The 24,384-nt window shown below is 59.4% G+C and carries 24 protein-coding genes and 2 pseudogenes; 16 read left to right on the plus strand and 10 right to left on the minus strand.

Features of this window, described 5'->3' with window-relative positions:
* Window positions 1-6: 6 nt before the first annotated feature.
* The 4 genes from ASD00_RS22390 to ASD00_RS22405 all read right to left on the minus strand — a co-directional run bounded on the left by ASD00_RS22390 (window position 7) and on the right by ASD00_RS22405 (window position 4,599).
* A complete protein-coding gene (locus tag ASD00_RS22390; protein WP_057208829.1) occupies window positions 7-1,377 on the minus strand; it encodes an NAD-dependent succinate-semialdehyde dehydrogenase in 1,371 nt (456 codons plus the stop codon).
* A gap of 48 nt (window positions 1,378-1,425) precedes the next feature.
* The gene (locus tag ASD00_RS22395) at window positions 1,426-2,220 is read right to left on the minus strand and encodes an SDR family oxidoreductase (protein ID WP_057208831.1); all 795 of its coding nucleotides are present in this window, start codon (window positions 2,218-2,220) and stop codon (window positions 1,426-1,428) included.
* A gap of 174 nt (window positions 2,221-2,394) precedes the next feature.
* A complete protein-coding gene (locus tag ASD00_RS22400) occupies window positions 2,395-3,531 on the minus strand; it encodes a LysR family transcriptional regulator (protein ID WP_200951486.1) in 1,137 nt (378 codons plus the stop codon).
* Between the two features lie 663 nt (window positions 3,532-4,194).
* A complete protein-coding gene (locus tag ASD00_RS22405; protein ID WP_057208833.1) occupies window positions 4,195-4,599 on the minus strand; it encodes a MucR family transcriptional regulator in 405 nt (134 codons plus the stop codon).
* Between the two features lie 638 nt (window positions 4,600-5,237).
* On the opposite strand from ASD00_RS22405, the gene ASD00_RS40295 reads away from it, so the two are divergent.
* The 3 genes from ASD00_RS40295 to ASD00_RS22415 all read left to right on the plus strand — a co-directional run bounded on the left by ASD00_RS40295 (window position 5,238) and on the right by ASD00_RS22415 (window position 6,919).
* Complete coding sequence (locus ASD00_RS40295) at window positions 5,238-5,615, plus strand: hypothetical protein (protein WP_156585727.1); 378 nt, start codon at window positions 5,238-5,240, stop codon at window positions 5,613-5,615.
* 25 nt (window positions 5,616-5,640) lie between these two features.
* A complete protein-coding gene (locus ASD00_RS22410; RefSeq protein WP_057208835.1) occupies window positions 5,641-6,120 on the plus strand; it encodes a hypothetical protein in 480 nt (159 codons plus the stop codon).
* A 364-nt stretch (window positions 6,121-6,484) separates the two neighbouring features.
* Window positions 6,485-6,919, plus strand: a complete 435-nt coding sequence (locus tag ASD00_RS22415) for a VOC family protein (RefSeq protein WP_057208837.1) — start codon at window positions 6,485-6,487, stop codon at window positions 6,917-6,919.
* A gap of 510 nt (window positions 6,920-7,429) precedes the next feature.
* On the opposite strand, the gene ASD00_RS22420 is transcribed toward ASD00_RS22415, so the two are convergent.
* The 4 genes from ASD00_RS22420 to ASD00_RS22435 all read right to left on the minus strand — a co-directional run bounded on the left by ASD00_RS22420 (window position 7,430) and on the right by ASD00_RS22435 (window position 10,974).
* Complete coding sequence (locus tag ASD00_RS22420) at window positions 7,430-8,275, minus strand: transporter substrate-binding domain-containing protein (protein WP_057208839.1); 846 nt, start codon at window positions 8,273-8,275, stop codon at window positions 7,430-7,432.
* A 239-nt stretch (window positions 8,276-8,514) separates the two neighbouring features.
* Window positions 8,515-9,354, minus strand: coding sequence for a polysaccharide deacetylase (locus tag ASD00_RS22425; protein WP_057208879.1), 840 nt, complete (start codon window positions 9,352-9,354; stop codon window positions 8,515-8,517).
* A 59-nt stretch (window positions 9,355-9,413) separates the two neighbouring features.
* Entirely contained in the window at window positions 9,414-10,181 is a 768-nt protein-coding gene (locus ASD00_RS22430) for an SDR family NAD(P)-dependent oxidoreductase (RefSeq protein WP_057208844.1), read from the minus strand.
* A gap of 1 nt (window position 10,182) precedes the next feature.
* The gene (locus tag ASD00_RS22435) at window positions 10,183-10,974 is read right to left on the minus strand and encodes an IclR family transcriptional regulator (RefSeq protein WP_057208881.1); all 792 of its coding nucleotides are present in this window, start codon (window positions 10,972-10,974) and stop codon (window positions 10,183-10,185) included.
* An 82-nt stretch (window positions 10,975-11,056) separates the two neighbouring features.
* On the opposite strand from ASD00_RS22435, the gene ASD00_RS22440 reads away from it, so the two are divergent.
* Genes ASD00_RS22440 through ASD00_RS22460 form a run of 5 tightly spaced genes read left to right on the plus strand, consistent with a single transcriptional unit; the run spans window position 11,057 to window position 15,230 of the window.
* Window positions 11,057-11,806, plus strand: coding sequence for an SDR family NAD(P)-dependent oxidoreductase (locus ASD00_RS22440; RefSeq protein WP_057208845.1), 750 nt, complete (start codon window positions 11,057-11,059; stop codon window positions 11,804-11,806).
* Window positions 11,807-11,840: 34 nt separating this feature from the next.
* The gene (locus ASD00_RS22445) at window positions 11,841-12,560 is read left to right on the plus strand and encodes an ABC transporter permease (RefSeq protein ID WP_057208847.1); all 720 of its coding nucleotides are present in this window, start codon (window positions 11,841-11,843) and stop codon (window positions 12,558-12,560) included.
* Complete coding sequence (locus tag ASD00_RS22450) at window positions 12,560-13,279, plus strand: ABC transporter permease (RefSeq protein WP_057208849.1); 720 nt, start codon at window positions 12,560-12,562, stop codon at window positions 13,277-13,279. The genes ASD00_RS22445 and ASD00_RS22450 overlap by 1 nt, the downstream gene beginning before the upstream one ends.
* Window positions 13,276-14,061, plus strand: a complete 786-nt coding sequence (locus ASD00_RS22455) for an ATP-binding cassette domain-containing protein (protein ID WP_057208850.1) — start codon at window positions 13,276-13,278, stop codon at window positions 14,059-14,061. The genes ASD00_RS22450 and ASD00_RS22455 overlap by 4 nt, the downstream gene beginning before the upstream one ends.
* A gap of 8 nt (window positions 14,062-14,069) precedes the next feature.
* Complete coding sequence (locus ASD00_RS22460; protein WP_057208851.1) at window positions 14,070-15,230, plus strand: M20 family metallopeptidase; 1,161 nt, start codon at window positions 14,070-14,072, stop codon at window positions 15,228-15,230.
* Window positions 15,231-15,260: 30 nt separating this feature from the next.
* On the opposite strand, the gene ASD00_RS22465 is transcribed toward ASD00_RS22460, so the two are convergent.
* On the minus strand, window positions 15,261-16,373 hold the full coding sequence (locus tag ASD00_RS22465) for an oxidoreductase (protein WP_057208852.1): 1,113 nt from the start codon (window positions 16,371-16,373) through the stop codon (window positions 15,261-15,263).
* A gap of 255 nt (window positions 16,374-16,628) precedes the next feature.
* Here ASD00_RS22465 and ASD00_RS39095 point away from each other — a divergent pair.
* The 8 genes and pseudogenes from ASD00_RS39095 to ASD00_RS22505 all read left to right on the plus strand — a co-directional run.
* Window positions 16,629-17,160 (plus strand): annotated as a pseudogene (locus ASD00_RS39095) (ABC transporter ATP-binding protein); the annotation flags it as partial.
* A 288-nt stretch (window positions 17,161-17,448) separates the two neighbouring features.
* Window positions 17,449-18,117 carry a FadR/GntR family transcriptional regulator gene (locus ASD00_RS22475; protein WP_200951487.1) on the plus strand — a complete coding sequence of 223 codons (669 nt, stop codon included), beginning with the start codon at window positions 17,449-17,451 and terminating at the stop codon, window positions 18,115-18,117.
* 98 nt (window positions 18,118-18,215) lie between these two features.
* A complete protein-coding gene (locus ASD00_RS22480) occupies window positions 18,216-18,887 on the plus strand; it encodes a TRAP transporter small permease (protein WP_244496099.1) in 672 nt (223 codons plus the stop codon).
* Window positions 18,884-20,164 (plus strand): TRAP transporter large permease subunit, encoded by a 1,281-nt coding sequence (locus ASD00_RS22485; RefSeq protein WP_057208856.1) that lies wholly within the window; start codon window positions 18,884-18,886, stop codon window positions 20,162-20,164. Before ASD00_RS22480 ends, ASD00_RS22485 begins: the two co-directional genes overlap by 4 nt.
* A gap of 45 nt (window positions 20,165-20,209) precedes the next feature.
* Window positions 20,210-21,211, plus strand: a complete 1,002-nt coding sequence (locus ASD00_RS22490) for a DctP family TRAP transporter solute-binding subunit (RefSeq protein WP_057208885.1) — start codon at window positions 20,210-20,212, stop codon at window positions 21,209-21,211.
* A gap of 58 nt (window positions 21,212-21,269) precedes the next feature.
* Complete coding sequence (locus tag ASD00_RS22495) at window positions 21,270-22,100, plus strand: carbon-nitrogen hydrolase family protein (protein WP_057208858.1); 831 nt, start codon at window positions 21,270-21,272, stop codon at window positions 22,098-22,100.
* A gap of 11 nt (window positions 22,101-22,111) precedes the next feature.
* Complete coding sequence (locus ASD00_RS22500) at window positions 22,112-22,909, plus strand: aldolase/citrate lyase family protein (RefSeq protein ID WP_057208860.1); 798 nt, start codon at window positions 22,112-22,114, stop codon at window positions 22,907-22,909.
* Window positions 22,906-23,580 (plus strand): RraA family protein, encoded by a 675-nt coding sequence (locus tag ASD00_RS22505; RefSeq protein ID WP_057208862.1) that lies wholly within the window; start codon window positions 22,906-22,908, stop codon window positions 23,578-23,580. The genes ASD00_RS22500 and ASD00_RS22505 overlap by 4 nt, the downstream gene beginning before the upstream one ends.
* 52 nt (window positions 23,581-23,632) lie before the next feature.
* Here the strand turns inward: ASD00_RS22505 and ASD00_RS22510 are convergent.
* Window positions 23,633-24,139 (minus strand): annotated as a pseudogene (locus ASD00_RS22510) (substrate-binding domain-containing protein); the annotation flags it as partial.
* Window positions 24,140-24,384 lie beyond the last annotated feature (245 nt).

The raw sequence follows: 24,384 nt of genomic DNA on the forward strand, positions 1-24,384 counted from the left end.
ATTTGATCAGTGGCTCGCCGCGACGTAGACCGTTTTGATGTTCGTGAATTCACGAATGCCGAATTCACCAAGCTCCCGACCGTAGCCAGATTGCTTTATTCCGCCGAATGGAAGGCGCGGATCGGACGCCACCATGCCATTGATGAACACGGCGCCCGCTTGAATCATCCGGCTGTAGAGGTGCGCGCGTTCGAGGTTCCGCGTCCAGAGTGAGGCCCCGAGTCCGAATTCCGTTTCATTGGCAATGTAGATGGCGTCCTCAGGGTTCTCCACCCGGATGATTGCTGCGAGGGGTCCAAAGGTTTCTTCGATGCCCGCGGCCATCGATCCAGTCACACCATCGATCACGGTTGGAGCGTAGTAGAACCCGGGGCCTTCGATCACGTGCCCGCCAAGTCGAACGGTCCCGCCGGCCTCCGCAGTCCGCTGTACTTGGGAATGTAGTTCGTCGCGAAGACTGGCTCGAGCAAGTGGGCCGAGGCTCGTCGCCCTGTCCATCGGATCGCCGACATTCAGTTTGCGGACTTCGGCGCAGAAAGCCGCGACAAATCTGTCACCGATTGTTTCCTCGACAATGAAGCGCTTGGCGGAAATGCAGCTTTGTCCGGCGTTCGAAAAGCGCGCCTTTACCGCAACCTTCGCCGCGTGGTCTACATCGGCGTCGGCGAGCACTATAAAGGGATCGGAGCCGCCAAGTTCGAGGACTTGCTTCTTCAAGAGATTGCCGGCTTGGGCGGCGACTAGCTTCCCCACGGAGGTCGATCCCGTAAGGGCTACCGCAGCGACACGAGCATCGGCGATAACGTCGGAAACGCGTGACGAATCGATCATCAAAACGGTGACAAGGCCTTCGGGCGCGCCGGCATCAAGAAAGACGTCGATCAACGCTTGTGCGCAGCGGGGAACGTTGTTCGCATGTTTGAGGATCACCGCATTCCCGGCGGCAAGAGCAGGAGCGGCACAGCGAATAAATTGCCAGAAGGGGTAGTTCCACGGCATGATTGACAAAATGACACCGAGGGGATCGAAGACCACCCGACTGTCGGCTGCGCTGCTATCGACTTGTATGTCGCCCAGGAATTTTGATCCAGTTTCGGCGTAGAAGTCGCAGGTCCAAGCCGATTTCTCGATTTCAGCTTCGGCTTCGGCGATCGGCTTCCCCATCTCCGTCGTAATCATCGGAGCAAGCCGGTGCTGCTCGCGCCGCAGCACTGCCGCGACCCCCTTCAGAAGCTGGCAACGCTCCTTAACTACTCTGTTGCGCCATTCCTCCTGCGCGTTGAAGGCGGAAGCAATTTTCTCCTCCACCTCTTGAGGGCGATCAAGCGGATACCGACCTATTTCGATGCCGGTCGCGGGATTTGTCGTGACAATCATTGCGTTCTCGATTCCATTTCTTGAAAGGCAAAACCCATAGGTTCACGCCTACGGAGTGGCCGCGATCAAGCCGCCATCGACGACAATCTCAGTAGCTGTGACGTAGCGGCTTTCCTCGGCGGCGAGAAATAACGCCGCGTGAGCCGTGTCCCAGGCGTCGCCCATGAATTTCATCGGGATTTGATTGTTGCGCCGGGCTAAGAAGCCCTCCTCATCGCCGTTTGCATACTTCCGGACAAGATTGTCGAGCAGCGGCGTCTGCATGAGCCCCGGAACGACGCAATTCATGCGGATCCCATTGGCAGCGTGGATGACAGCGGTGGTTTTCGTAAATTGGATAAGGGCTGCCTTAGCGGCCGCGTATGCGACCTGTGGCTTGCCGACATATCGGAGGCCAGCAACGGACGAGATATTGATTACGGACCCGGATTTCTGGCTAAGCATCGCGGGAAGGACGTACTTGCACGACAGGAACGCCGCTTTCACATTGAGGTCGATTTGGGAGTCCCAAGTCTCTTCCGTCATAACTGTAGGGTCACCAGGCTGCGAGAGCCCGATATTGTTTACGAGGATGTCAATTCTACCGTGCATATCGAGGCAGACTTCGACGGCTCGTTCCACGTCAGCGGCCGACGTACCGTTGCATTCGATTACGTGAGCCGTGCCGCCCTCATCTTCGATGAGCTTGCGGGTTTCTTCGGCATTGGAGAGATTGAGGTCGGTGCCAAAAACGGCGGCTCCCTGTCTCGCCATCAGTACGGCGATAGCGCGGCCATTGCCCCAGCCTTTGGCAACCGCGCCGCATCCCATGATCAGGGCAACTTTGCCCGTTAGCTTCAACATCTGCTTGTTTTCCCGTTTTGGCCCCGTGACTACGAAGGGCTAAGCGGAAAGTTATCGTGGCGGGACTAATAACTGAAATTCATTATTTTTATAAATTAATAAATCAAGGGAATTAAAATTTGCACGCCTCCACCGTCCATGACGTCGGGTGACGTTGTCCGAGTTCCGGAAGCGTCATGTCGGCTGGGGGCGATCAATCCATCTGGGAAAGCGTTCGATCAAGTCATCGGCGACGCTGCGGACTTCAGCGATCGCGCGCTGAGCGATTGGCGGAAGTCGAGAGCCCTTGCGGGTGACAATTCCCACGGACCTTATCGGTCCATCCACAATCTCGCAAAGCTGGAAATCCTGAAGATCCAAAAGCGGCGCGACTCCTAGGTAGGGTTGTATAACAATGCCCTGTCCGCTACGCACAAACCCCGCGGCCGTCGCAATTTGCTCAAATGACAGCTTTGGTTGAAAGACGACCCCAATTTTCAAAAAGGCCGCGCTGATATATTGCGTGGCGGTACTCGCTGCCGTTCCACAGATGAGAGGAAGTTCCACGAGATCTTGCATTCTTACTTGCGTATCATGGATCGACTTAGAGCCATTTGGTGCCAGAAGGACGAAGCGATCTCTCATGATCTCTTCATATTCCAACCCGTCATGGGAGGGCGTGACCGAGGCAAGCGCGAAATCCACCTCGTAGTTGACCACTCGCCGAATGGTCGAAGTGTTGGTTCCGTCATAGATTGTAAAACGTGGAGCCGGGAAATTTTGCTCAAGCCGTCGGCAAACTTCGGGTAGGACGACGTTTGCTAGCGAGGGAATAGACGAGATCGTGACTTGAAGAGACTCTTGTATGGCAAGGCTCTGCAGATGCTGGACCCCATTTTCGAAATCACCAACTATACGCCGTGCTAAGGAAGACATACGTTCGCCGGCAGAGGTTAGCCTAACGTTGCGAGTCGAACGCTCAAACAGAGCGACTCCGAGTTGCTCTTCCAGGTCTTTTACTATTTTGCTTAGCGCCGGTTGTGTAACGAAGAATAGTTCGGCCGTGCGGCTGAAGTTCAAAGACTCGGCGAGAGCAAGAAATATTTTAAGCTGCCGTGGCGTTACTGTCATGAGGTCGATCTTGGATTGTAGTTCTGTGTGTAATGGCTTGCGAGCTATGCAGATGTTGGGTTCACTTCGATGCTCCTTGCGTGTTTCGAAGAGATTCGCGCTAACCCGTCTGCAGCGCACACGATACACGAATTTGGTTTCATTCAATCGATGATCTGCATAGTTTTGAGCGCGCTTGAGCAAGGTCGTACGGCGCTGCATGCGCCAACAGCTTAAAGTTGGAAAAAAGCGCGTGCGTAACTCTAATAATCCCCTTGCGATCGTCGGCCTCTCCAAAGACCGTTCTCGGAACTCGAGAAGGTCAACGCCGAGCCAAGTTCCCACTTCAAGGCAGCGGTCGTCAAAGGGAAGGGGATTTTGCACGGACCTAGACGCGATCTCATCCGGGCGCATGAAGAGTTGAAAGACTTTCAGGCCAGGCACGGCATCACGCGCGCACCGCGAGGAGGTGAAGGCGGCCGGATGTTCCTGAAGATATCTCTTCTTGTTCTGTTCTTTTTCGGAGAATGGATTGCCAATGGCTTTTTCCTCTCAAGGGCAACGGGATGGGGATTGTCGAAGACCCCATGCTAAACTCAACGATCGTGTCCCTGCACATGGTGTAGCTCGGCGGTAGCGAAGCCGCTCGCGAGCGCGCCCTCAACAGCGCCGTAGCGAGCGCGCGGCGTAGCGGTGGTCATCGATGCTCTTCGGTAGGGTTGGGTTGCTGACACAACCTGATTCGAAGGAAGCACCGATGACCAACGACATGATGGACCTGCGCACGCTCGTGGAGAAGACCCCCGACGCCGATATTCTACGTGAGATGATTGGCTTTGCCGCCGAACGGCTGATGGAGGGAGGGTGTCGGCTTTGGATCTGGTTCTACCGTTTCTTGCCCAGTCCGGACGCGCGCGCAAGCTCGGAGCGTTGTTGAGCATAGCTTGGAGCAACCATGGGGTATTCAGCTGGCAGGCCCCACTTTTCCCGGTATTGCTCTGGAGTGACGCCGTACTTTGCCATCAGGTGGCGCCTCAGGGACTTGAACTTTTTACCATCCTCCAGGCAGATGATGAAATCAGCTGTTACGGACTTCTTGATCGGAACGGCAGGGCGCTGTTCTTCAACTGCCGGATGTCGCGGAGATGTGCCGCTCAGCGAGGAATAGGTCTGCTGGATAAGATCAGGCAAATCGCGGGCCGGAACGGTATTGCGGCTTAGATAGGCGGTGACGATGCGGCTTGTCAGCTCCAGCGTCCGCTCCTCATGGCTCGAAACCGATTCGCTCAATTTCGTCTCCTTTGCTTGACGTCGCTCAGATCGGGCTCGGTCAATGTGCAGGTATTTCGGCCGGAAGGAAGGCGGCGGACGGTTATTTCACAGATTTCCGGAGTGCGTCCTATTCAGCCGACCTCATTCGCATTGCCAGGGACCGCCTCTATCCTGACGCATGATCCGCACCCGCTGGTGGCAATCGCCCATGCTGCACGCCACGTTCGGCTACGCTTCACCTCGCGACACACACGGCGAATCCCAAGAACCGCATGAGAACGGTACAGGGGGCCGAAGTTCTTGCTAGGTCGAAGTGGGTGATGCCGAGGTCGAAGGCCGTGCGGCACATGCCGACCTTGCATTTATGGGGCTGTCGCTTGCCAGTTAAAAGTGAGAATGCGGCTGTTTCGGCTTGGTTTAGCATTTAAAGCTGAGAATCTGAGCGGCCGGATTCTCTAATTAACTGCAACTGCGAAGACGCCATTGATCGGCATGCACGGGTCATGATCTTGTCGATAGCGCCGCTGAATCGCGCCTTGTTCGCACCCATCATTTGGCCGCGTGCATTTCGAGCATCTCAGGTCCGGCTCGCTCGATGACGGCCACTCCGGCCAGCAGAGCTGGTCGCAGATGCAGCGGCAGGATCGGATTTGCCGGTGTCGGCAGGCTCCCCGTTCGACGACATCATCGAGCTCTGGAATGATTGCGCCGAGCACCCTGAATCGCCACGGTTCGTATCCTCGGGAGATGGGTCTCGTCATCCGTCGCATCAGCAGAAGCCGCGCTATCTCGGCCGGCGATGTTCAGGTTCGGACATTGCGTTCGGCTTCATCGTTGAGGAGCCGTTCTCCTATGAGAGAAGTCCCATGCTAGCGGCCGAAAGGAGAGTGGCGGTTATGCCTGCTGACGGCCGGAGCAGGCAGCCGCAAAGCGTACAGGTGTGCGACCGCTACGGGCCGCGCGACCATCTGCACGACGAATTCGTCGCCTACTTGCGCAGCATCGGTCGGGTTCCTGACTTCCAGAAACATTAACCCCAGGCGCGTTAGCGATAATGTCTTGAAGGAAAACGTCTATGCCATTGGTCATTCTCAAGCGATTGAACGCCGACGCGACGAGGGGATCGACGTTTTCTACAAAGACAGTATTGGCGTTCCGCCGGTGGAAGAGATGATCGCTAAATTCGGCTCCGTCGAGGGATGGCAGAGAACTGCCACTTTCGAATGGATGACCCGTTTGTCTCCGCTCCTGGCGCAAGACCGAAGTGTTCTTTTTGAAGGCCAGTCCCGATTTTCGTTTCTGGCCGAAGCTACCAGTCAGAAAGGTATTGCTGCCTACACCACGATTCTCGTTGACTGTGACGACGAGACAAGGGCCAGACGGCTCGCAATTGATCGAGGCCAGCCTGATCTTGCCAACGCGGATATGATGAGCTGGGCCAGCTTCCTTAGAAATGAGGCAGCGGCAGGAGGGTGCCAAATACTCGACACCTCGGCGCTGACGTTCAACAAGCGGTCGATCAAGTCCTATGGCATTTAAGAGGCAAAGCTTAATCCTGCCCTGGACCTAGCCCCATGCAGCGGCGAAACGTCCCCTCCCCAGGAGCGCAGGGCTGGCCGCCCGGTGTACGCGCGGCGTGGACAAGAGGCTCTTTTTGAGGGGAGCAAGGCTGCTGCACGCCGCGCCGCAGGCAAGGGCAAGCCCTCCTCTACTCCGTTGCAGCCCTGCGGGTGCATGCGGCGCTAATGGCCCTACGCTGCTGGAGGCTCCCACCGCACAGGCGGTCCAGCAGGAGCGATCAATGCCCGATAACCACGATGCTATCCACACCAACAACGCTATTTCTGCACCCCCAACCCTGCTAGGTTGTGGACGTAATTCAAACCCACGGAAGGAAAATGCCATGAGCGAAATCAGCGTTACTTTGTCTCTGTTCGTCGAACACGGACGCGAGCAGGCCGCAGCCGACTTCTACGCCACCGCTTTCGGTGCGCAGAAGGTCCAGGAGCACACCCACGATGGCCAGCTGATCGCCGTGGATCTGCTGCTGGGCTCGATGCCAATTTCAGTCGCCGGAGCAAATCCGAGGCGTCAGGCTGACTCGGCCCTGGGTGGGCCGTTCCATCCGCAGAGCGCTGGCGCCGTCAGCGCGGTTCTGCGCCTCACCGTGGCCGACATTGACGCCGTTGTCGCGCAGGCACTGGCCGCTGGCGCGGCCGTGCGTGATGCAGTCCAAGAGGACGACACAGGCAGCCGTTCCGCCAGCCTGTTCGATCCCTTCGGGCACATCTGGAGCCTGACGGAGCGCAAGGCCAGCGCCTCGCGCCTTGCGGCCTAACCGCTCCGCCCTCAGCACAAGAAAGCCCCGGCTCCGCGGCTTCAGGGATGGGCTTGATTCCAGTGCCAAGCGGCATGGCTAAAAACTCATCTAAAATGGACCAGTCCAGATGCCGATGATCCGCTTCGAAAACGATCCAGGACTAGAACTCGCCAATCTGTTCTGTGCGGCGGGGCTTCGCCATCGAATCTATCTTCACCCGAAGCACAACATGTTTCTTTGACCGTTTGGTAATCAGCGACAGGGAGTTCTCTGACATAGCCGCCAACGCGTGCGCTCAATACCGCAGGCTGGGATTTGACAAAGGCATTTTGGGTCGATTGCGTAGGTCGATTACTGGTCCACGCATCCCAATTCGAAGCCGCGCAAGCGACCGTGCCTATGGCGACGGCACACGCCAGCCAACGGGACGAATTTGAGATGCCGTTCACGTCGTGAATTTACCCCAAATGAAACAACCCCGCTTTTCGGGCGGGGTTGATGCGATGTGCAAAGCTTGGAGGAATGGGATCAGCTCTTGGGGCTGAGATCCACCTTGAACCACTTCTTGGACAATTCGGCGAGCGTTCCATCAGCAGCCATTTCGCCGAGCGCCTTGTTGAGAACCGCCTGAAGCTCCGGCTCTTCCTTGCGGATGCCAAGGCAGACATTGGTGGCCTGAACGCCGCCGACGAGGAGCGGGCCACTGGTTGTCAGCGTGCCCTTGCTGGATTCGGCGCGATCGCGGGCGAAAACGACATTGTCGAACTGACCATCAAGACGGCCGCCCTCGATGTCGAGTTGGACCTGCTCGGAGGACTTGTAGCTCTTGATTTCGGCCACATCGCCGAAGTTCTGCTCGACGAATTTCAGCTGGCTCGTGGAAAGCGAGGCGCCTAGCGTCATGCCCTTCAGCACTTCCTTGATTTCTGCGATGGCCTTCTGGCCTTCCTCTGTGTCGGTGTTCAGGTGTTCGCCGGTGTGCGGCAGCTCCGCCAGCGGGCCATCGGCGGCAACCAGGAAGGTGTTGGGCGTGATGACATAGGGATTAGAGAAATCGATCACCTTGCGGCGCTCTTCGTTCGGGCCCATTGTCAGGACCACGTCGAACTTGCCGGAAAGCAGCGACGGGATTTGGCTGTCCCAGTCCTGCGCGATGATGTTGCACTCGAGTTCCGCGCGCTTGCAGACCTCGTTGATTACGTCCAGATCGAGGCCCTGAAGCTCGCCGCCCGCAGTGGTGGAGTTGAAGGGCGGAAACGCGCCTTCGACGCCGACGGTGACTTTCTTCCAGTCCTTGGCGAGCGCGCTGCCACCGAGAAGCATCGAGAGGGCGCAGAGCGCCGTGGCTGCCGCGAGAGCGGATTTCTTGAACATGGTTCCCTCATTTTTATTGGGTCGGATCGTGGGCGTCGGCGTTTCTGACCCCAGCTTTTTTGCCGGGGCCGGCGTCTGACTGAGGCTTAGTTTGAACCCGCGCCGTATCGCTGAAAAGAAAAATATTGTTCACATACGTGAATGTAGTTCAGGAAAGAGGCACGTACCCAACCCGGAACGGAAGTGCCCAGCGCATCGCAACACGCCGGGGCATATCGGCCGGAAAAGAGCCGCTTCCTTCAGGGGCAGACGGATTTTGCGTAGGTCACGACATCCGCATGCGTTGCGAACCAGACGCCCTGTCTCGTCTGAATGTGCCCAATCAGTTCCTTCAGGACCCACAGCCGACTGCGGTGCCCGATGATGTCGGGGTGCATCGTGAGCTGGAAAAGGCCGCCTTCTTCATAGGCTTCGTCGAATTCCCGCATGAAGATCTTAAGAATGTCGTGAGGTGCTATTTGGGGACGGAGGCTGCCCCAGCGATCCATGATTAGATAGGCGGCATCGTCGCGGATCCATTCGACTGGCAGTTCGATGACACCTGACGGCGTGCCGTCCAACACGAGCTCGTAACAGTCCACGTCCGCCATCAGGGAGGAGTCGTAGAGCAGGCCCATCTCTGCAGTGATCTTCAACGTGTTCTCGCTGAAGTCCCAGGACGGCGTGCGAATGCCGACCGGGCGGACGCCGCTAATCTGCTCCAGCGTATCAGCGGCGCGGTATTGCAGGTCCCGTTCCGTCGTCTCGTCCAGCAGCGTGTTGCGCTCGTGAATCCAGCCATGCAGACCGATTTCATGACCTTCGGCGATCAGCCCGCGCTGTTCGTCCGGATAGTGTAGGGCGGTGATGGCCGGTACGAAGAAGGTTGCCGGAATGGACTTTTCGGCCAGCAGCCTGCGGATGCGCGGGATACCCTGCCGAGGACCGAAATGGCCTTGCGAAAGCGCGGATATGGACTTACCGCCGTCACGCAGCTCGAACGTGTCGTGGTCGGAATCGAAGGAGAGCGCGACGGCGCATTTCGCACCGCCCGGCCAAGCGGCGGGCTTGAGACTACGTCCCGCGCGGGCTCTGTTCATCAGTCCCTGCAGGCGCTCTTCTGGCCAGGTCCATGTTGGAAGGACTGTGTTTGCGGCGCTCACGAGACCGGCCCTCCGCTGACCGAAAGTGTCTGGCCAGTAATCCAGCTCGCGAAGGGGGAGGCGAGGAAGAGAACGGCGTTCGAGATATCGTCCGGTTGGCCGATACGGCGCAGCGGGATCTGGTCGAGCATGGCCTGCTGGCCTTCGTCGCCATAGGAGGCCCACTGGCGCTCGTAGTCGGGGCTGGTGCGCAGGAAGCCGGGGGCGACCGCATTGACATTGATGCCGAACGGGCCGAGCTCGTGAGCGAGCTGGCGGGCAAGGCTTATGAGGGCGGCTTTCGCGCTCGCATAGGCCTGGATGCCCGTCAGGCTGACTCCGAGGCCGGCGCCGCTGGAAATAAACACCATCTTGCCGGCGCCACGCGCTTTCATGGCGGGAACGACGGCGCGTGCGACGAGAAAAGCGCCGCGCACGTTGACGTCGTAGATGCTGTCCCAGTCCGCGGACGGAACGGTCTCGACCGGCTGGCGCTTCTGGCCCAGCACGCCGCCTGCGACATGGACGAAGATGTCGAATTCGCCACCCTGTTCGGCGACAAGCGCTGCGATGCCTTCTTCATCTGTCACGTCCAACCGAGCGGTGACGATCGAGCCGCCGCGTCTGGCGATCGTGCTGCCCTGGAGCGGTTCGAGCTCAGCCAGATTGACGTCCGTCGCAACGACGGCGGCGCCATCGGCTGCAAAGGCCTCGCAGATGGCGCGTCCGATACCGCGGGCCGCGCCGGTGACGAGCACGTGCTTTCCTTCGAACTGAATTTCCATATCACTGACTTTCCGTGTTTGGGCCTTTGTAGCCGAGCCGGGAGCTGAGGTCGTCCGCGTTGCGGATGACGGCCGCGATCATCCTGTCGCGGCTCGCATCGAAACGCGCCGTGACGGTCGCGATGTTGAGGGCCGCGATGACCTCGCCTGTTGCGTCGCGCACTGGTGCGGCAACGCCGGATCCGCCGGCGACCGCCTCCTGGTCGCTGATCGCATAGCCGTTCTGGCGCGCCGTCTCGATGATCCTGCGGATCTGCACCCGGTCGATCACCGTATGATCGGTGATCTGGACGATGCGCTCGCGGGCGAGATAGGCGGCCGTCTTTTCTGGCTTCCAGTAGCCGAGCAGCACGCGCCCCATGGCGGTGCAGAAGGAGGCGTCCGATCCGGTCAGGTCGGAATCGAAGCGCACCAGCTGGTGGCTGACGCTCTTGGCGAGGAGCTTGATGCGACCATCGCGGCGGCGGGCGCCGAGAAAGACGGTCTCACCCTCGGCATCGCGTAGTGCATCCATGATCGGCTGGGCCGTCGCGATCAGCTGCGCGTCGCGCCCGCTCGACCAGCCCGGCCCGTTCCGGAAAGCCTCGTGGATGCGATAGGCCTCGGTTTCGTCGCGCGTGACATAGGCGCGGGACACGAGTGTCGCGAGCAGATTGAACGTGCTGCTCTTGGGGTATCCCAGTTCCGAGACGATCATTTTCAGGGTGAGCGGCTTCTGCGCACGGGCAAGAAGTTCCAGCACCTCCAGAACGCGAACGGCCGACTTCACTTCGGAGTCATTGCTTGTGTTCATATATGTGAACCAAATTCCCATTGAAGAATATTAAGGCAGCCATACCATGTTCCTGAAATTTTGAAAAGGAGCAGTTTGAGACATGAGTGCACAAGAGAAAGTCGCCATCGTCACCGGCGGTGCGCGCGGAATCGGCAAGGCGTGTGCCATGGATCTGGCGCGGGCAGGCTATGCCCTTGTTCTGGTCGACCTTCTTGAAAAGGAGCTCGCCGAGACGGCGGCGCTGATTTCGGCCGAGGGGCGCAAGGTGCTGACATTCGTTGCCGACGTTTCGAGCCATCAGCGTGCCGACGAGGTTATCGCGCAGACCATCGAGACTTTCGGTCGGATCGATTTTCTCCTCAATAATGCTGGGCGCTCGGCTCCCGTCGGCATTCTGGAAATCTCCGAGGAGGAGTTCGACCGCGCAATCGCAATCAACCTGAAGAGCTGCTTCAACTACATCCAGCACACCGCGCCCCACATGCTAAAGCAGGGCGGCGGACGCATTGTCTCTATGTCGTCGCTGAACGCATTGTCGGGTGGCGTGACGGCAGCCGTCAGCCGCTTCGCCTATGCCGCCGCAAAGGCCGGCATTCTCGGCATGACGCGCGCGCTCGCCAAGGAACTTGGCCCCGTCATTGCGATCAATGCTATATGCCCGGGTGTGATCCGCACCGAAATTGACACGAACGTCACCGACCGCGCCGAAGAGGTGACCAAGGGCATCGCGCTCGGCCGGCTCGGCTGCGCCGATGACGTGGCACGGCTCGTGACATTCCTCGCAACCTCGGAACCGTGCTTCATGACCGGCCAGACGCTGACGGTCGACGGCTTCCAGTTCAACGTCTGAGCCGCCAGGCCGGTTTTGGAAGGACAGGACAGAGATGACGGAGCTGTTGCAACTGGTGAGTTTCGGTCCCGACGGTTGGGGCCTTGCCTTGCTCACCGCCGCCTTGATGACCGTTGCCGTGGCGGCGTGCGGCTTTCTTATAGGCGGTGTTATCGGCGCCGTCATCGCCTGGGGCAAGCTGGGCGGCAACCTGCCGGTCCGCTTCTCCGCGGATGCTTACACGACCGTCCTGCGCGGCATTCCGGATCTGCTGGTGATCTACCTGTTCTACTTCGGCGGAAGCATGGCCGTGACGGGGCTCTTCAACCTGTGGGGTGAAAGCGGCTTCGTCGGCGTGCCGCCCTTTGCCGCCGGTGCAACGGCCATTGGCGTTGTTTCTGGTGCCTATCAGGCCGAAGTGTTCCGCGGAGCGTTCCGCGTGCTGGCAAAGGGCGAAATCGAGGCGGGCAAGGCGGCGGGCATGAGCCCGTTTCTGCTGTTTCGCCGCATCATCGCGCCGCAGGTTTTTCGCCACGCGCTGCCAGGCATCGGCAATGTGTGGCAGATGGCCCTTAAAGAATCGGCACTGATTTCCGTCACCGGTCTGGTCGAACTGCTCCGCCAGTCGCAGATCGCTGCGGGATCGACCCGCAAGCCGTTCGAGTTCTATCTCATCGCCGGGGCTATTTTCCTCGTCATTACGTGGCTTTCACAGCGGGTGTTCTCATGGCTTGAGAAACGTGCGCGCCGCAGTATGGCTGGAGGTCTTGCCTGATGGATCCGCGTTTCGTCTATCACAGCTTTGTCCAGCTTCTCGCCGGTGTGCCGCTGACACTCGAGTTGACCGGCTTTGCCTTCGCCCTCGGCTTGCTTCTGGCGGTGCTGATCGCGTTGATGCAGATTTCGCGGCTCAGGGTCCTGCACATTCCGGCTGGCGCCTATGTTTTTGCCATTCGTGGCACGCCGCTGCTCGTCCAGATCTTCCTGATCTACTATGGTCTCGGCCAGTTCCGGCCGATCCTGCAGAGCCTTGGGCTCTGGCAGTTCTTCCGCGAAGCCTACTGGTGCGGCATTCTTGCGCTGGCGCTGAACAGCGCGGCCTATGGTAGTGAAGTGCTGCGAGGCGGCCTCCAGTCGGTCTCCAAGCGCGAGATCGAGGCGGGCCGTGCCTGCGGCATGTCCGGCCTTCTGCTCTACCGTCGGATCATCCTGCCGTTGGCGTTGCGTCAGGCGCTGCCGGCCTATGGCAACGAGCTGATCCTGATGGTCAAGGCGACGTCGCTCGTCTCGATCATCACCATGATGGAAGTCACCGGCATTGCGGCGCGGCTGATTTCCGAGACGTACCGGCCGGTCGAAGTGTTCATCGCCGCGGGCACGATCTATCTCATCATCAATTTCCTGCTGACGCGTGCCGTTTCGATGCTGGACTGGTGGCTGACGCCCCATCTGCGCGGCATGTCGACGATCGGCAAAGCGGAGCAAGCCAAATGACTGAAGGGGCGGCCATGCAACTCGTTATCTCCCTGCGCAACCTGCGCAAAAGCTTCGGGGCACTCGAAGTCCTCAAAGGCATCTCGCTCGATGCGCACAAAGGCGACGTCATCGCGATCCTCGGTTCCTCCGGCTCCGGCAAGAGCACGATGTTGCGCTGTATCAACATGCTCGAAATCCCGACGGCCGGCGAGGTCGTGGTGACCGGGGAAACCTTGAAGCTCAAGAAGCAGGGTGACGGTCTCGCCATTGCCGACCGCCGGCAGATCGACGGCATCCGGGCGCGGGCCGCGATGGTCTTCCAGAGCTTCAATCTCTGGTCTCATATGACGATCCTCGAAAATCTTGTCGAGGCGCCGATCCACGTCCAGCGACGGCCAAGGGCAGAATGCGTCGCTGAAGCGATGGCGCTGCTCGAGAAGGTCGGCATTGCCGACAAACGAGATGCCTATCCGGCGCATCTTTCCGGTGGCCAGCAGCAGCGCGCGGCGATCGCCAGGGCGCTCGCCATGCATCCGCAGGTCATGCTATTCGACGAGCCGACGTCGGCGCTGGATCCTGAACGCGTCGGTGAGGTTCTGGCCGTGATGCGTGCCCTTGCCAACGAGGGACGGACGATGTTGCTGGTGACGCACGAGATCGCGTTCGCGCGGGATGTGGCAACCCGCGTCGTCTTCCTGCACGAGGGCGTCATCGAGGAGGACGGTCCCGCGGACGAGGTTTTCCGCAATCCGAAGTCGGAGCGGTTCCGCAGGTTCATTTCCAACACGCAGCACGGCTGAGGCAGGCCATGAGCACACGCAACGCCGAGATCCTAGAATGGATATCCTCGCAGCAGGACAACATGGTCTCGCTGCTATCGAGCCTCGTGAATATCGATTCCGGATCCTATGACAAGGAGGGCGTCGATGCGGTCGGCGCGCTTCTGTCGCACTTCTTCGCCGAGCAAGGTCTTCAGACTGTGGTGCGCCCGGTCCCGTATTTCGGCGATACGCTTCTCGTCGGCACGGCGGCGGTCCGGCGCGGCGCGGGCCGGCACAACATCCTGCTGATGGGGCATCGCGATACCGTTTTCGGCAAGGGCGAGGCTGCCCGTCGACCTTTCCACATCGAAAACGGCCGCGCCTATGGTCCGGGTGTCGCCGACATGAAGGCGGGCCTGGTTATGAATGCCTTCGTCCTCGTGGCGTTTCAGAAATTCGCGCCCGATGTGCCTCTGCTCGTAATGCTGACGGGAGACGAGGAGATCGGTTCCCAGGCGTCGCTGGCGCATATCGAGGAGGAGGCCCGCTTTGCCCGCGCAGTCTTCAATGCCGAGCCGGCGCGTCCGACGGGCAATTTCGTCAGCGGTCGCAAGGGCGGCTTCACCTATCGTTTCGAGATCAGCGGCAAGGCCGCGCATGCCGGCGTCAACTTCACGGAGGGTGCTAGCGCGATCGGTGAACTGGCGCACAAGATCACGGCACTGCATGCCCTGACTTACGTGCAGCAGGGTATTACACTGAATGTAGGGCTGGCAGGTGGCGGCTCCTCGACCAATACGGTGGCGGCCAAAGCCTCCGGCGTGGTGGATGTCCGCTTCGTCGATGGCCAGCAGCGTGACCGGCTGATTGCCGATATCGAGGAGATCCTCGGCCGCTCGACGGTCCCGGGGACCACGACTACCTTCGAACGGCAGAGTGAATCGCTACCACTTGCTCCAACAGCGGAAAACGTTGCGCTGTCTACCATTTACCGCGAAGCGGCCGCCTCCCTCGGCTTCGAACTTTCCGGCGAGTTCACTGGCGGATGCGCCGATTCCGGCATCGCTTCCAGCGCCGGTGCGCCGACGGTTTGTGCGACGGGACCGGTCGGCGGCAAGGCGCACACCGAGGAGGAACACATTCTCGTCGAGACGCTTTCGCAGCGTGCGGCCATCGTCGCCGCATCGATCCTCCGGTTGCCCGGCTGAGGGAAGCGCCCGATGCCGGCGCTTCATTTTTCAGGCCGTGCGGCGCTTGATGCCGCTCCATTCGCCCGGAGCCGCCCATGCATAGGGCGAGGGGTAGGGCAGCGTGACATCGAGATCAAAGGCCGCATGCCAGCCCCAGCGCGGATCGTCGAGAAACGCGCGCCCGATGGCGACCTGATCTGCCTGACCACTTGCGATGAGATCATTCGCCTGCTGCGCGCCAACGATCATGCCGACGGTACGGGTCTTGATGCCGCTTTCGCGGCGAACGGCCTCGGCGAGAGACGGGTGATGGTCCTCGGCATTGGCCACCGTCGGATTGCTGACGGGGATGCCGCTCGATGTGACGCAGGCGTAGTCGACGCCGATGGCCTTCAGTCGCGTTGCAAGCACGGTTGCGTCTTCGATCGTCAGGCCATTCTGCGCCCAATCGCTGCCGGTGATCCGCGCACCGACGGCAATGTCCGTCGCCGCATCGCGCACGGTGCGGGCAATGCGCAGCGGAAACGCTATGCGCCGTTCGGCATCGCCACCCCAGGCGTCGTCACGCCTGTTGGAAAGCGGCGAGTGGAACTGGTGCAGCAGATAGCCGTGTGCGATGTGGATCTCGACGACCTTGATGCCCAACCGTGCTGCCCGGACCGTGGCATGGCGGAAGTCGTCGGCGATCTGGTCGAGGTCTTCTTTGCTCGCCGCCTGTGGAAGGGCCCAGCCCTCGCGATGCGCGATCTCCGACGGTGCCAGCGTCTGCCAGGCATCGCTGCCGGAAAGGCTGCCGCCGGGCGTCTCCCACGGACGATGGGCCGAGCCCTTGCGGCCGGCATGCGACAGCTGGATGCCGAATTCGGTGCCCGGAAGCGCCACGCGGCGCGCATGCTCGAGCACGGCGCCCAGGGCATCTTCGCTGGCATCGGAATAGAGACCGAGGCAGCCATGCGTGATCCGGCCGCGGCGAGACACCGCAGTCGCCTCGATTATCACGAGGCCGGCGCCCGACATGGCGAGCGACATGAGGTGTTGCATGTGCCACGCCGAGGCACAGCCGTCACTGGCCATGTACTGGCACATCGGTGCAACGGCGATCCGGTTTGGCAGGGGCACCGGACCGAGATGGAGAGGTGTGAAAAGCGGAGCTGCGGACATGAAGGTTCACTTGCGGTGGGCGGCGGCCTTGTAGCACGCCAGATGGATCGGAAGCCGCGACCAAAGACGAACCGCGCGCCCCTTGGCAACCGGAAATCCGTTCACATGCGAAAACGACAGGATGTAGGATAGGTAAGCATCCGACACGCGCTCTCGGACCTGAGCGGCGTTACATCACAGTGCGTCAATGTAACCTTATGAAAGCCGTTATTCTTTCCGAGCGGCTCTCTCGGCTAAAACGGAGAAGGAGAGGTGATGCTGGCGGATAAGCCGCAATCTCTCGTGAATGGAGGGTTCGTGTATCAACAGTCTGCAAAAACAGCGGTAGATGTCGCCGGTATCCGTAAGTGTACGGGCACGGGGCTAATCCGTATTCGCGTTGAACGATGTGTCGCTCAGCATTCTCGAAAACGAGTTCTTCACGCTCCTGGGACCGTCGGGCTGCGGAAAAACGACCTTGCTGCGCCTGATCGCGGGTTTTGATTTTCCGTCGGGTGGAGATATCAGGCTTTACGACGAAAGCATCGTCAACGAACCGCCCTTCCGCCGCCCCGTTAATACGGTTTTTCAGTCCTATGCACTCTTCCCGCATATGACGATCCGAGAGAACGTTGCCTTCGGGCTGGAAATGCTCGATGGGCAACGGGCCGCTATCGAGGACAGGGTGACCGAAGTGCTTCGGCTGGTGCGCATGGATAAGTTCGGTCAGCGCCGCACGGACCAGATTTCCGGCGGGCAGGCCCAGCGTGTCGCGCTGGCACGCGCGCTTGCGCCGAAACCCAAGCTATTCGCACGCAGAACAATTCGGGGAAAGAAGAGGATATCGCCCCAGGCGAAGGGTCGGTCTCGCCATCCCGGTTTCGGGGCTTCAGATCGTTGGACGGTGCCGATGTCTGACGCCGTTCATGACGCGGCTACAAGGCCAAGTGCCGGCATTTACGCGGCGTTGGGTTGTCCTCTCGCCGCCACCCAATCTGCCAGTTGATGAGCCCATCCGATTCGTGTGTAATGTCTGATGTAATATCACTTGGTTTTGAGGGCAGAAATGGCAAGGCGAGATAGTCTGGCAAGTGTGGTGGCCAAAGACATTGCGGAACGCATCGATGTTGGAGAGTACGTGGTCGGCGACAAGATCCCAATCGAGGCGCAGTTGTGCGACATATATAACGTCAGCAGGACCGTCGTGCGTGAAGCGATTGCACAATTACGCTCCGAAGGTCTTCTTGAGTCACAGCAAGGTGTTGGGGTCTTCGTCGCTGGCAGAGGGAATGTGACGCTTCGGATACCACGCGAAGCCGCCGGCGAGCTGTCTGAAATCATTGACATCTTAGAGCTTCGGATCGGAGTTGAGGTCGAGGCGGCGGGCCTTGCCGCGCAGCGCAGAACAGACGATGATCTAGAGCGGATTTTCAGCAGCCTCGACGCGACCGCCGATCCTGAAGCGTTCAATCGGAACCCCCGGCAGCTTGATTTCAACTTCCACAAAGCGATCGCAGTGGCATCGAGGAATGCCTATATGCCGCGCTTCATGGATTTTGTGGGGCCAGTCATTATTCCGCGCAGCCAACTCATCCACGCATCCATTCCCAAGATCACACGCGACTACCTCGTCAAAATGACAGATGAGCACCAGCGTATCGCCCTTGCGATCCGCAAGGCTGATGTTCTGGGGGCCCGGGAAGCCATGCGCTTTCATTTGGTTGGTAGTTTGGAGCGATATCGGCAACTGAATATCGCCGACTGACTTCCATTGTATGTTGACAGTCATCATACAACGATCTAGATTGCTCCCATAGGCGGACAGCGTTGTCGCACAGACCCTGAGGAAACGGGGCAGACACAATGATCGTGGAGGAGTGGCGTCGTGCACTTTGCGCGGCGCTGCCGATGCCATCGATGATGCTCGCCTCTTTGCGCAACAAAGGGTGGAGCGTCATGCAAGCACTAAAGAGCCTTTATCTACGGTTGCTGGAATGGGTTGTCATTTTCAGTATCCTCGCCATCCTCGTCCTGATTTCGACGAATGTTTTTCTGCGTTACGTATTCAATTCCGGCATCTTCCTCTCAGAGGGCGTCGCAGGGCTTCTCTTCGCTTGGATGACCTTCGTCGGCGCGATCCTGGTCCTCTATGATCGCGAGCATATCGGCGTCGACATGCTTGTGCGGCGGCTACCTCTCCAGCTGCGCCGCCTATGCTTCGTGATCACCCATGTCATCATGATCTACTCGACATGGCTGTTGCTCAAAGGCAGCTGGACGCAGGCGATCATCAACCTCCATGTCATTTCTCCGGCCACGCAGCTGCCAATTGCCGCACTCTATGCCGCCGGCGTGGTTTTTGCGGGGGCGAGCGGCCTTTTTCTGCTCTCGCAGCTGGTCCTCATGTTGGTCGGCAAGCTCCAAGAGCACGACCTCGTCGTCAGTGCCGGCGAGGATGAATCTGAAGCTGGACGCATAGCCAATGAACTCGAGCAGCAAGTTCGTCTGGACGTTGCAAAGGTGGCCGCGAAATGACCATCGCTCTTTTTTCCGCCACCCTTCTCCTGACAATAGCAATCGGTGCACCGATCGCCTATGCGCTGATCGTCACCGGGGCGGCCCTGATGTGGCAGATGGGGTTGTTCGACGGCCAGATATTGGCGCAGAACATTATCAATTCCGTTGACAGCTTCGCCATGATTGCAGTCCCGCTGTTCATCCTCGCGGGTGAGGTCATGAACGCCGGCGGATTGTCGCGACGTATCATTGCCCTCGCGCAGACGCTTGTCGGACATCGGCGCGGCGGCCTTGGCTATGTGGCGATCTTCGCCGGCGTATTGCTGTCGAGCCTGTCCGGATCGGCGCTGGCCGATGCTGCCTCGCTTTCTGCTCTACTCCTGCCAATGATGATCGCTGCTGGACACAACAGGGCACGAGCAGGTGGCCTCATCGCCTCCTCAGCGATTATCGGGCCTATTATCCCGCCAAGTATCGGCTTCATCGTCTTCGGTGTCGCCACCAATCTGTCTATCAGCAAACTGTTCCTGGCGGGGATCACCCCGGGCCTCATGATCGCGCTCGCGCTGGCTGTAACCTGGTTCTTCGTAGCGCGGAACGAAGACGTGGCGCCAACACCGAAGGCCAACTGGCAAGAGCGCCTCGCAGCTCTCGTCGATAGCCTTTGGGCACTGATGCTGCCTGTCATCATCGTCGTGGGGCTCCGGTTCGGTGTTGTTACTCCAACAGAGGCTGCGGCAGTCGCAGCAACCTATGCGCTGTTCGTCGCGCTATTTATCTATCGGGAACTGAAACTCTCGGATCTGCCCGCTCTCGCTCTGCGCGCAGGCAAGGTCTCCGCAGGCGTAATGTTCCTTGTCGGCGCCGCAGCCATACCTGCATGGATGATCGCGATCGCCGACATTCCCGGCCAGATCGTCGCCATGATCGGTCCCTTTATGGACAGCCCACGACTTCTCGTCTTCGTCCTGATGCTGATCATCATCGTTGTCGGGACCGCCATGGATCTCACGCCGACCATCCTGCTCCTTGGACCAATCCTTGTCCCAGTGGTGATTCAGGCAGGTGTCGATCCAATCTACTTCGGAGTTCTATTCATGATTAACGGCGCGATCGGCCTGATCACGCCACCAGTAGGAACTGTGCTGAACGTTGTCTGCGCCGTCGGAAAGCTCGACTACGAAGAGCTTTTCAAGGGGACAATGCCATTCTTCGTGGCGCAACTCTTTGTTCTCCTACTGCTCGTCGTGTTCCCGGAACTCGTTACCGCTCCTGCTCAATGGATCTCGCACTGAGCTTCATTCGGGATAACCAAACTGCAATCAAAAAGGGGAATGACAATGAAAACAGTTATTGGAATGCTGGTATCGCTTGTGCTGCTTGCCGGAGGTGCTGCCGAGGCGCAGGAATATACAAGCCGCACGATCAAGTTCGCGGCGACTGGGCAGGAAGGCACACCTCCTGTCATGGGCATGCACATTTTCGCGAAGAAACTCGCGGAACGCAGCGGCGGCAAGTTGAATGCGCGTGTCTTCTCCAATGGCGTACTGGGCGGCGATGTCCAGGTGCTCTCGTCCCTGCAGGGCGGCGTTATCGAGATGATGGTCTGGAATGCTGGGAACATGATCTCCCAGGAAAAAGACTTCGGTATCTTCGACCTGCCGTTCATCTATCAAGATGTCAATGTCATGGACCGGTTGCTCGACGGCGAAGTCGGGAAGAAGTTGATGGACGAACTGCCGGCTCACGACGTGATCGGACTTGCCTTCTGGGAGCAGGGATTCCGTCTCTTGTCCAATAACCGTCACGAAGTGAAGGGTCTTGCCGACATTTCGGGCTTGAAGATCCGTGTTCAGCAAAACCCGCTTTTGGTGGACATGTGGACCGCGTTGGGCGCCAATCCCACTCCTATGGCAGTCACGGAGCTCTATTCTGCACTTGAGACCGGCGCCGTTGATGGTCAGGAGACCACTGCTCCCTTCATGCTCGGTTCAAAGTACTACGAGGTTCAGAAGTATATCACGGTGACGCGCCACAACTACAATCCGCAGATCGTACTGATCGGCAAGCCCTTTTGGGATCAACTCAACGAGGATGAGAAGTCACTGATCGTAGAGGTTGCGCGCGAAACCGCTGTCGAACAGCGAAAGATCTCCCGGGACGCTCAGGTCACCGCACTCGACAAGATCCGGGCCGCTGGCAACATCGTAACGGACATCGATCCGGCAGTCCTCGAGGAGATGAAGAAAGCCGTCCGGCCGGTCATCGCCAAGTATTCCGAAACCTTTGATCCCGAGATGACGAAGACCGTCTTTGATGCGGTTGGCTTCTCAATCAACTGAGGCACTGCGGCGCGCAGGCCCCTGTGCGCCGCTTGGTCTATCAATCCGAAAGGCTATCATGAAAATCTCCTTCGCCCAGTTCTCGCCGGTCCACGGCGATACCGTTGCAACGACGAACCTTGTTGCCGAGAAGGCTCGCGAGGCTTCCAATAGCGGCTCCAGACTCATTGCGTTTCCTGAATGCTTCCTCACAGGGGGTTCGTTCGACGACCGTGAGAGTCTTCGCATGGCCGCTATCGATATTGATCGTGGAGATCTCGCGCCGATTCTGGCGGCTGCGCGCGATACCGGGATACTTATCGTCGTCGGCTTCTACCAGATCAAGGGGGCGCAGGCATACAATACCGCCGCCCTTATCGGCCCGGAGGGCATCATAGGCCTTCACCACAAAATGCACCTTCCCTTTATGATCGGCGACCGTTTCGTCGACATTCCGGAAAACAGCGCGCCTTCGGTATTCGATACGCCCATCGGTCGCATCGGCCTGGCCATCTGCTATGAGGTGCGGTTCCCGGAGGTCACGCGAACGCTGGCTCTCGAAGGCGCTGAACTGATCGTGTTGCCGGCAGCGTGGCCCGAAGCGGCTCGTATTCTCCCCGACCTCTTCACCACCGTACGGGCGGCTGAAAACTTCGTGTTTCTGCTAGCGTCCAACCGGAACGATGTTGATGACGGAATGGCGTTCATGGGATCCAGCCACGTGATCGGTCCAGACGGTCAGGAAATCATCAACGCAGGTATCGCTGATGGTATCTTCTCCGTTGATATCGAAATGGAACATGCCCGGGTGAAGTCGATTATCCGGGAGCCCGGCGTTTACGAGGTTCATCCCTTCCGTGATAGGCGGCCGCAGGACTACCGGATCTGTGCCATGCCGTCGGTCGTCTGAGTGAGGAAGCGATGGAAAGCCTGAAACAGAAGCTAACAGCAAACCAGCTCACCTTCGGCATCAATGTCTACTCGGGTTCTCCGGCCGCAGTGGAGATCGCGGGCCAAAAAGGTTTAGACTTCGTCTTTATCGATGCCGAGCACACGCTCCTTGGGACCGATTTAGCAATGGAGCGGATGATCCTTGCTGCCCGCACAGCGGGGATAGCTCCACTGGTGCGCGTGGCTGACAGCAGCGCAGCTGGATTGCGAAAGACGCTCGAATGCGGTGCGGCCGGTGTGATTGTGCCGCAGGTTCACAGCGCCGCTCAGATGCGCGACATCATCCAGGCGACGAAATTCCCGCCGCTTGGAAGGAGAGGCGGGGACAGTTCGGTCCGCTCGGCAGGGTACGGCGGACCGGGGTTTGACTGGCCGGCCTATACGGAGCGCGAGAACCGCGAAACGCTGATCATCCCCATGGCGGAGAGTTTCGAATTCTTCAATGAGATAGACGACATCCTTGACGTTCCAGGCATTGATGCCATTCACTTTGGACCGGCGGACTATGCGCTCTCGCGCGGCATCGAGGTGGATTATTCTATGCGCCAGAGCGAGGTGCGGAGCGCCATGCGTGAACTCGTCGCAAAGTGTCGCGAGCGTCGGATCAAGGTGATGTTGCCCTGCTTCCCCGCGACAGCGGAACAGGCCACCCAACTTGCCGACGAGGGCGCCGATATGCTGCTTGTTGGAAACGATCTGGCATTCCTCCACCTCGGCTGTGAGAACGCCGGTAACGTGGCCTCAGGGGTTCGGAGGTCGCAGTCATGATTGAGCACCCGCGGCCAGTCCCAACCGACGACGATGCGGAACTCTTTGCCAGGCTGAGGCGGATTCAACCGGCGACCCTCGGGCACCATGTCGCCGGCGGTGCGCTCTCGCCGGCCATTCGAGCTGTCGTTCCAGTTACACGTATGATCGGCCGCGCTTTGACAGTGAGGCAACCGCTCCCCGACAGCGCTCCGGTCTTTCGTGCCCTTGAGGCGCTGCGTCCCGGCGACGTCCTCGTGATTGACCGGCAGGGGGACCATTTTGCGGCCTGCGTCGGCGAAATGGTTGCGTGCGCCGCCTATCACGCAGGTGCAGCCGGGATCGTGGTCGATGGCGTGGTCACGGACATTGAGGAGTTGAGGGGGATCGGTCTACCTGTCTATGCACGCGGCACGAACGTGATCACGGCTCGGATGATGGATCAGCCGGGCGGAGAACTGTTCGGCGCGGTCAACATTGGCGGCACGGTGGTCGCCACGGGAGATATTCTCTTCGGCGACGCCAATGGCGTCCTGCGACTTGGTGGGTCTATCTTCGATCTTAACGACCTGATTGCGCGAGCTTTGGCCGACGAGACGAGAGAAGTGCAATGGCGAAAGATGTTGGCGGAGGGAGTTTCGCTTGGCCAGTTGAATCGGCTGTCGGCGCGTGACAGTACAAACGGCCGCTAAAATGTCGTTCTGCCGTGTGCGCGTGTCGATCAGGTAAACCAATGGACCGGCGTCAGTGCTCGCCACCACAAGTCTTTCTGACCACAAGGCTGCAAGGCAATCTGGTCGTGCCGGTGCCAACATCTTCGCCAGCAGTCAGCGCCAAGATCGCAAGGCCAGCACGGTGTCCGAGTTCCTTGAGCTCCATATCGACGGTGGTGAGTGGCGGGCGTGTCTGCTTGGCAATGACTTCCCAATTGTCGAAGCCGACGACTGCTACATCCTTGGGAACGCCGATGCCTTTGTCCCGCAGGGCATCGATAACTCCGCGCGCAATCTCGTCATTCCCGCAAAAGATCGCGTCAGGCTTTTCCCCAGCACGGGCAAAGACCGCGTCAATAGCGGAATGGCCCCATTCCTCGCTCCAGTCGCCATAGAGGACTTCCGCGCCGTCACCGACACTCTCTCGATAGGCATCGGCTCGGCGGCGCACCGCGACATAGTCGTCGGGGCCGGTTATGTGGAGGATGCGCGACCGGCCGCTGTTCTTCAGATGCTCGACTGCAAGCCTTGCGGGCCGAGACGGCTATAAAGGAGGCACCAGGGTCCGGTGCCATCTTCGGCTTCAGGGCCGGGTGACCATTACAATTGCGTTCGCATCCCCGCAGATAGCAACCGCGGCGCTAACAGTTTGTTAACCGCAGAAATTGAAGAAGAACCTAATTAAATGCCGAGCACACCTCCGGGCCGACGCCTGGCGGGCCGACGACTGGCGAGCACACCTCCGGGCCGACGCCTGGCGGGCCGACGACTGGCGACGACTGG

Origin of the sequence: Ensifer sp. Root31 (genome assembly GCF_001424825.1) — a bacterium.
In the GTDB taxonomy this organism is placed as follows: domain Bacteria; phylum Pseudomonadota; class Alphaproteobacteria; order Rhizobiales; family Rhizobiaceae; genus Ensifer; species Ensifer canadensis.

What these genes read in the sequence shown, in the direction of transcription:
- ASD00_RS22490 (WP_057208885.1), top strand. Translation starts at nt 20,210, where the DNA reads ATGAAAACAGTTATTGGAATGCTGGTATCGCTTGTGCTGCTTGCCGGA.
- ASD00_RS22505 (WP_057208862.1), top strand. Translation starts at nt 22,906, where the DNA reads ATGATTGAGCACCCGCGGCCAGTCCCAACCGACGACGATGCGGAACTC.
- ASD00_RS22450 (WP_057208849.1), top strand. Translation starts at nt 12,560, where the DNA reads ATGGATCCGCGTTTCGTCTATCACAGCTTTGTCCAGCTTCTCGCCGGT.
- ASD00_RS22445 (WP_057208847.1), top strand. Translation starts at nt 11,841, where the DNA reads ATGACGGAGCTGTTGCAACTGGTGAGTTTCGGTCCCGACGGTTGGGGC.
- ASD00_RS22455 (WP_057208850.1), top strand. Translation starts at nt 13,276, where the DNA reads ATGACTGAAGGGGCGGCCATGCAACTCGTTATCTCCCTGCGCAACCTG.
- ASD00_RS22390 (WP_057208829.1), bottom strand. Translation starts at nt 1,377, where the DNA reads ATGATTGTCACGACAAATCCCGCGACCGGCATCGAAATAGGTCGGTAT.
- ASD00_RS22420 (WP_057208839.1), bottom strand. Translation starts at nt 8,275, where the DNA reads ATGTTCAAGAAATCCGCTCTCGCGGCAGCCACGGCGCTCTGCGCCCTC.
- ASD00_RS22400 (WP_200951486.1), bottom strand. Translation starts at nt 3,531, where the DNA reads ATGCAGCGCCGTACGACCTTGCTCAAGCGCGCTCAAAACTATGCAGAT.
- ASD00_RS22430 (WP_057208844.1), bottom strand. Translation starts at nt 10,181, where the DNA reads ATGGAAATTCAGTTCGAAGGAAAGCACGTGCTCGTCACCGGCGCGGCC.
- ASD00_RS22465 (WP_057208852.1), bottom strand. Translation starts at nt 16,373, where the DNA reads ATGTCCGCAGCTCCGCTTTTCACACCTCTCCATCTCGGTCCGGTGCCC.
- ASD00_RS22460 (WP_057208851.1), top strand. Translation starts at nt 14,070, where the DNA reads ATGAGCACACGCAACGCCGAGATCCTAGAATGGATATCCTCGCAGCAG.
- ASD00_RS22395 (WP_057208831.1), bottom strand. Translation starts at nt 2,220, where the DNA reads ATGTTGAAGCTAACGGGCAAAGTTGCCCTGATCATGGGATGCGGCGCG.
- ASD00_RS22480 (WP_244496099.1), top strand. Translation starts at nt 18,216, where the DNA reads ATGATCGTGGAGGAGTGGCGTCGTGCACTTTGCGCGGCGCTGCCGATG.
- ASD00_RS22425 (WP_057208879.1), bottom strand. Translation starts at nt 9,354, where the DNA reads ATGAACAGAGCCCGCGCGGGACGTAGTCTCAAGCCCGCCGCTTGGCCG.
- ASD00_RS22495 (WP_057208858.1), top strand. Translation starts at nt 21,270, where the DNA reads ATGAAAATCTCCTTCGCCCAGTTCTCGCCGGTCCACGGCGATACCGTT.
- ASD00_RS22435 (WP_057208881.1), bottom strand. Translation starts at nt 10,974, where the DNA reads ATGAACACAAGCAATGACTCCGAAGTGAAGTCGGCCGTTCGCGTTCTG.
- ASD00_RS22415 (WP_057208837.1), top strand. Translation starts at nt 6,485, where the DNA reads ATGAGCGAAATCAGCGTTACTTTGTCTCTGTTCGTCGAACACGGACGC.
- ASD00_RS22500 (WP_057208860.1), top strand. Translation starts at nt 22,112, where the DNA reads ATGGAAAGCCTGAAACAGAAGCTAACAGCAAACCAGCTCACCTTCGGC.
- ASD00_RS22485 (WP_057208856.1), top strand. Translation starts at nt 18,884, where the DNA reads ATGACCATCGCTCTTTTTTCCGCCACCCTTCTCCTGACAATAGCAATC.
- ASD00_RS22440 (WP_057208845.1), top strand. Translation starts at nt 11,057, where the DNA reads ATGAGTGCACAAGAGAAAGTCGCCATCGTCACCGGCGGTGCGCGCGGA.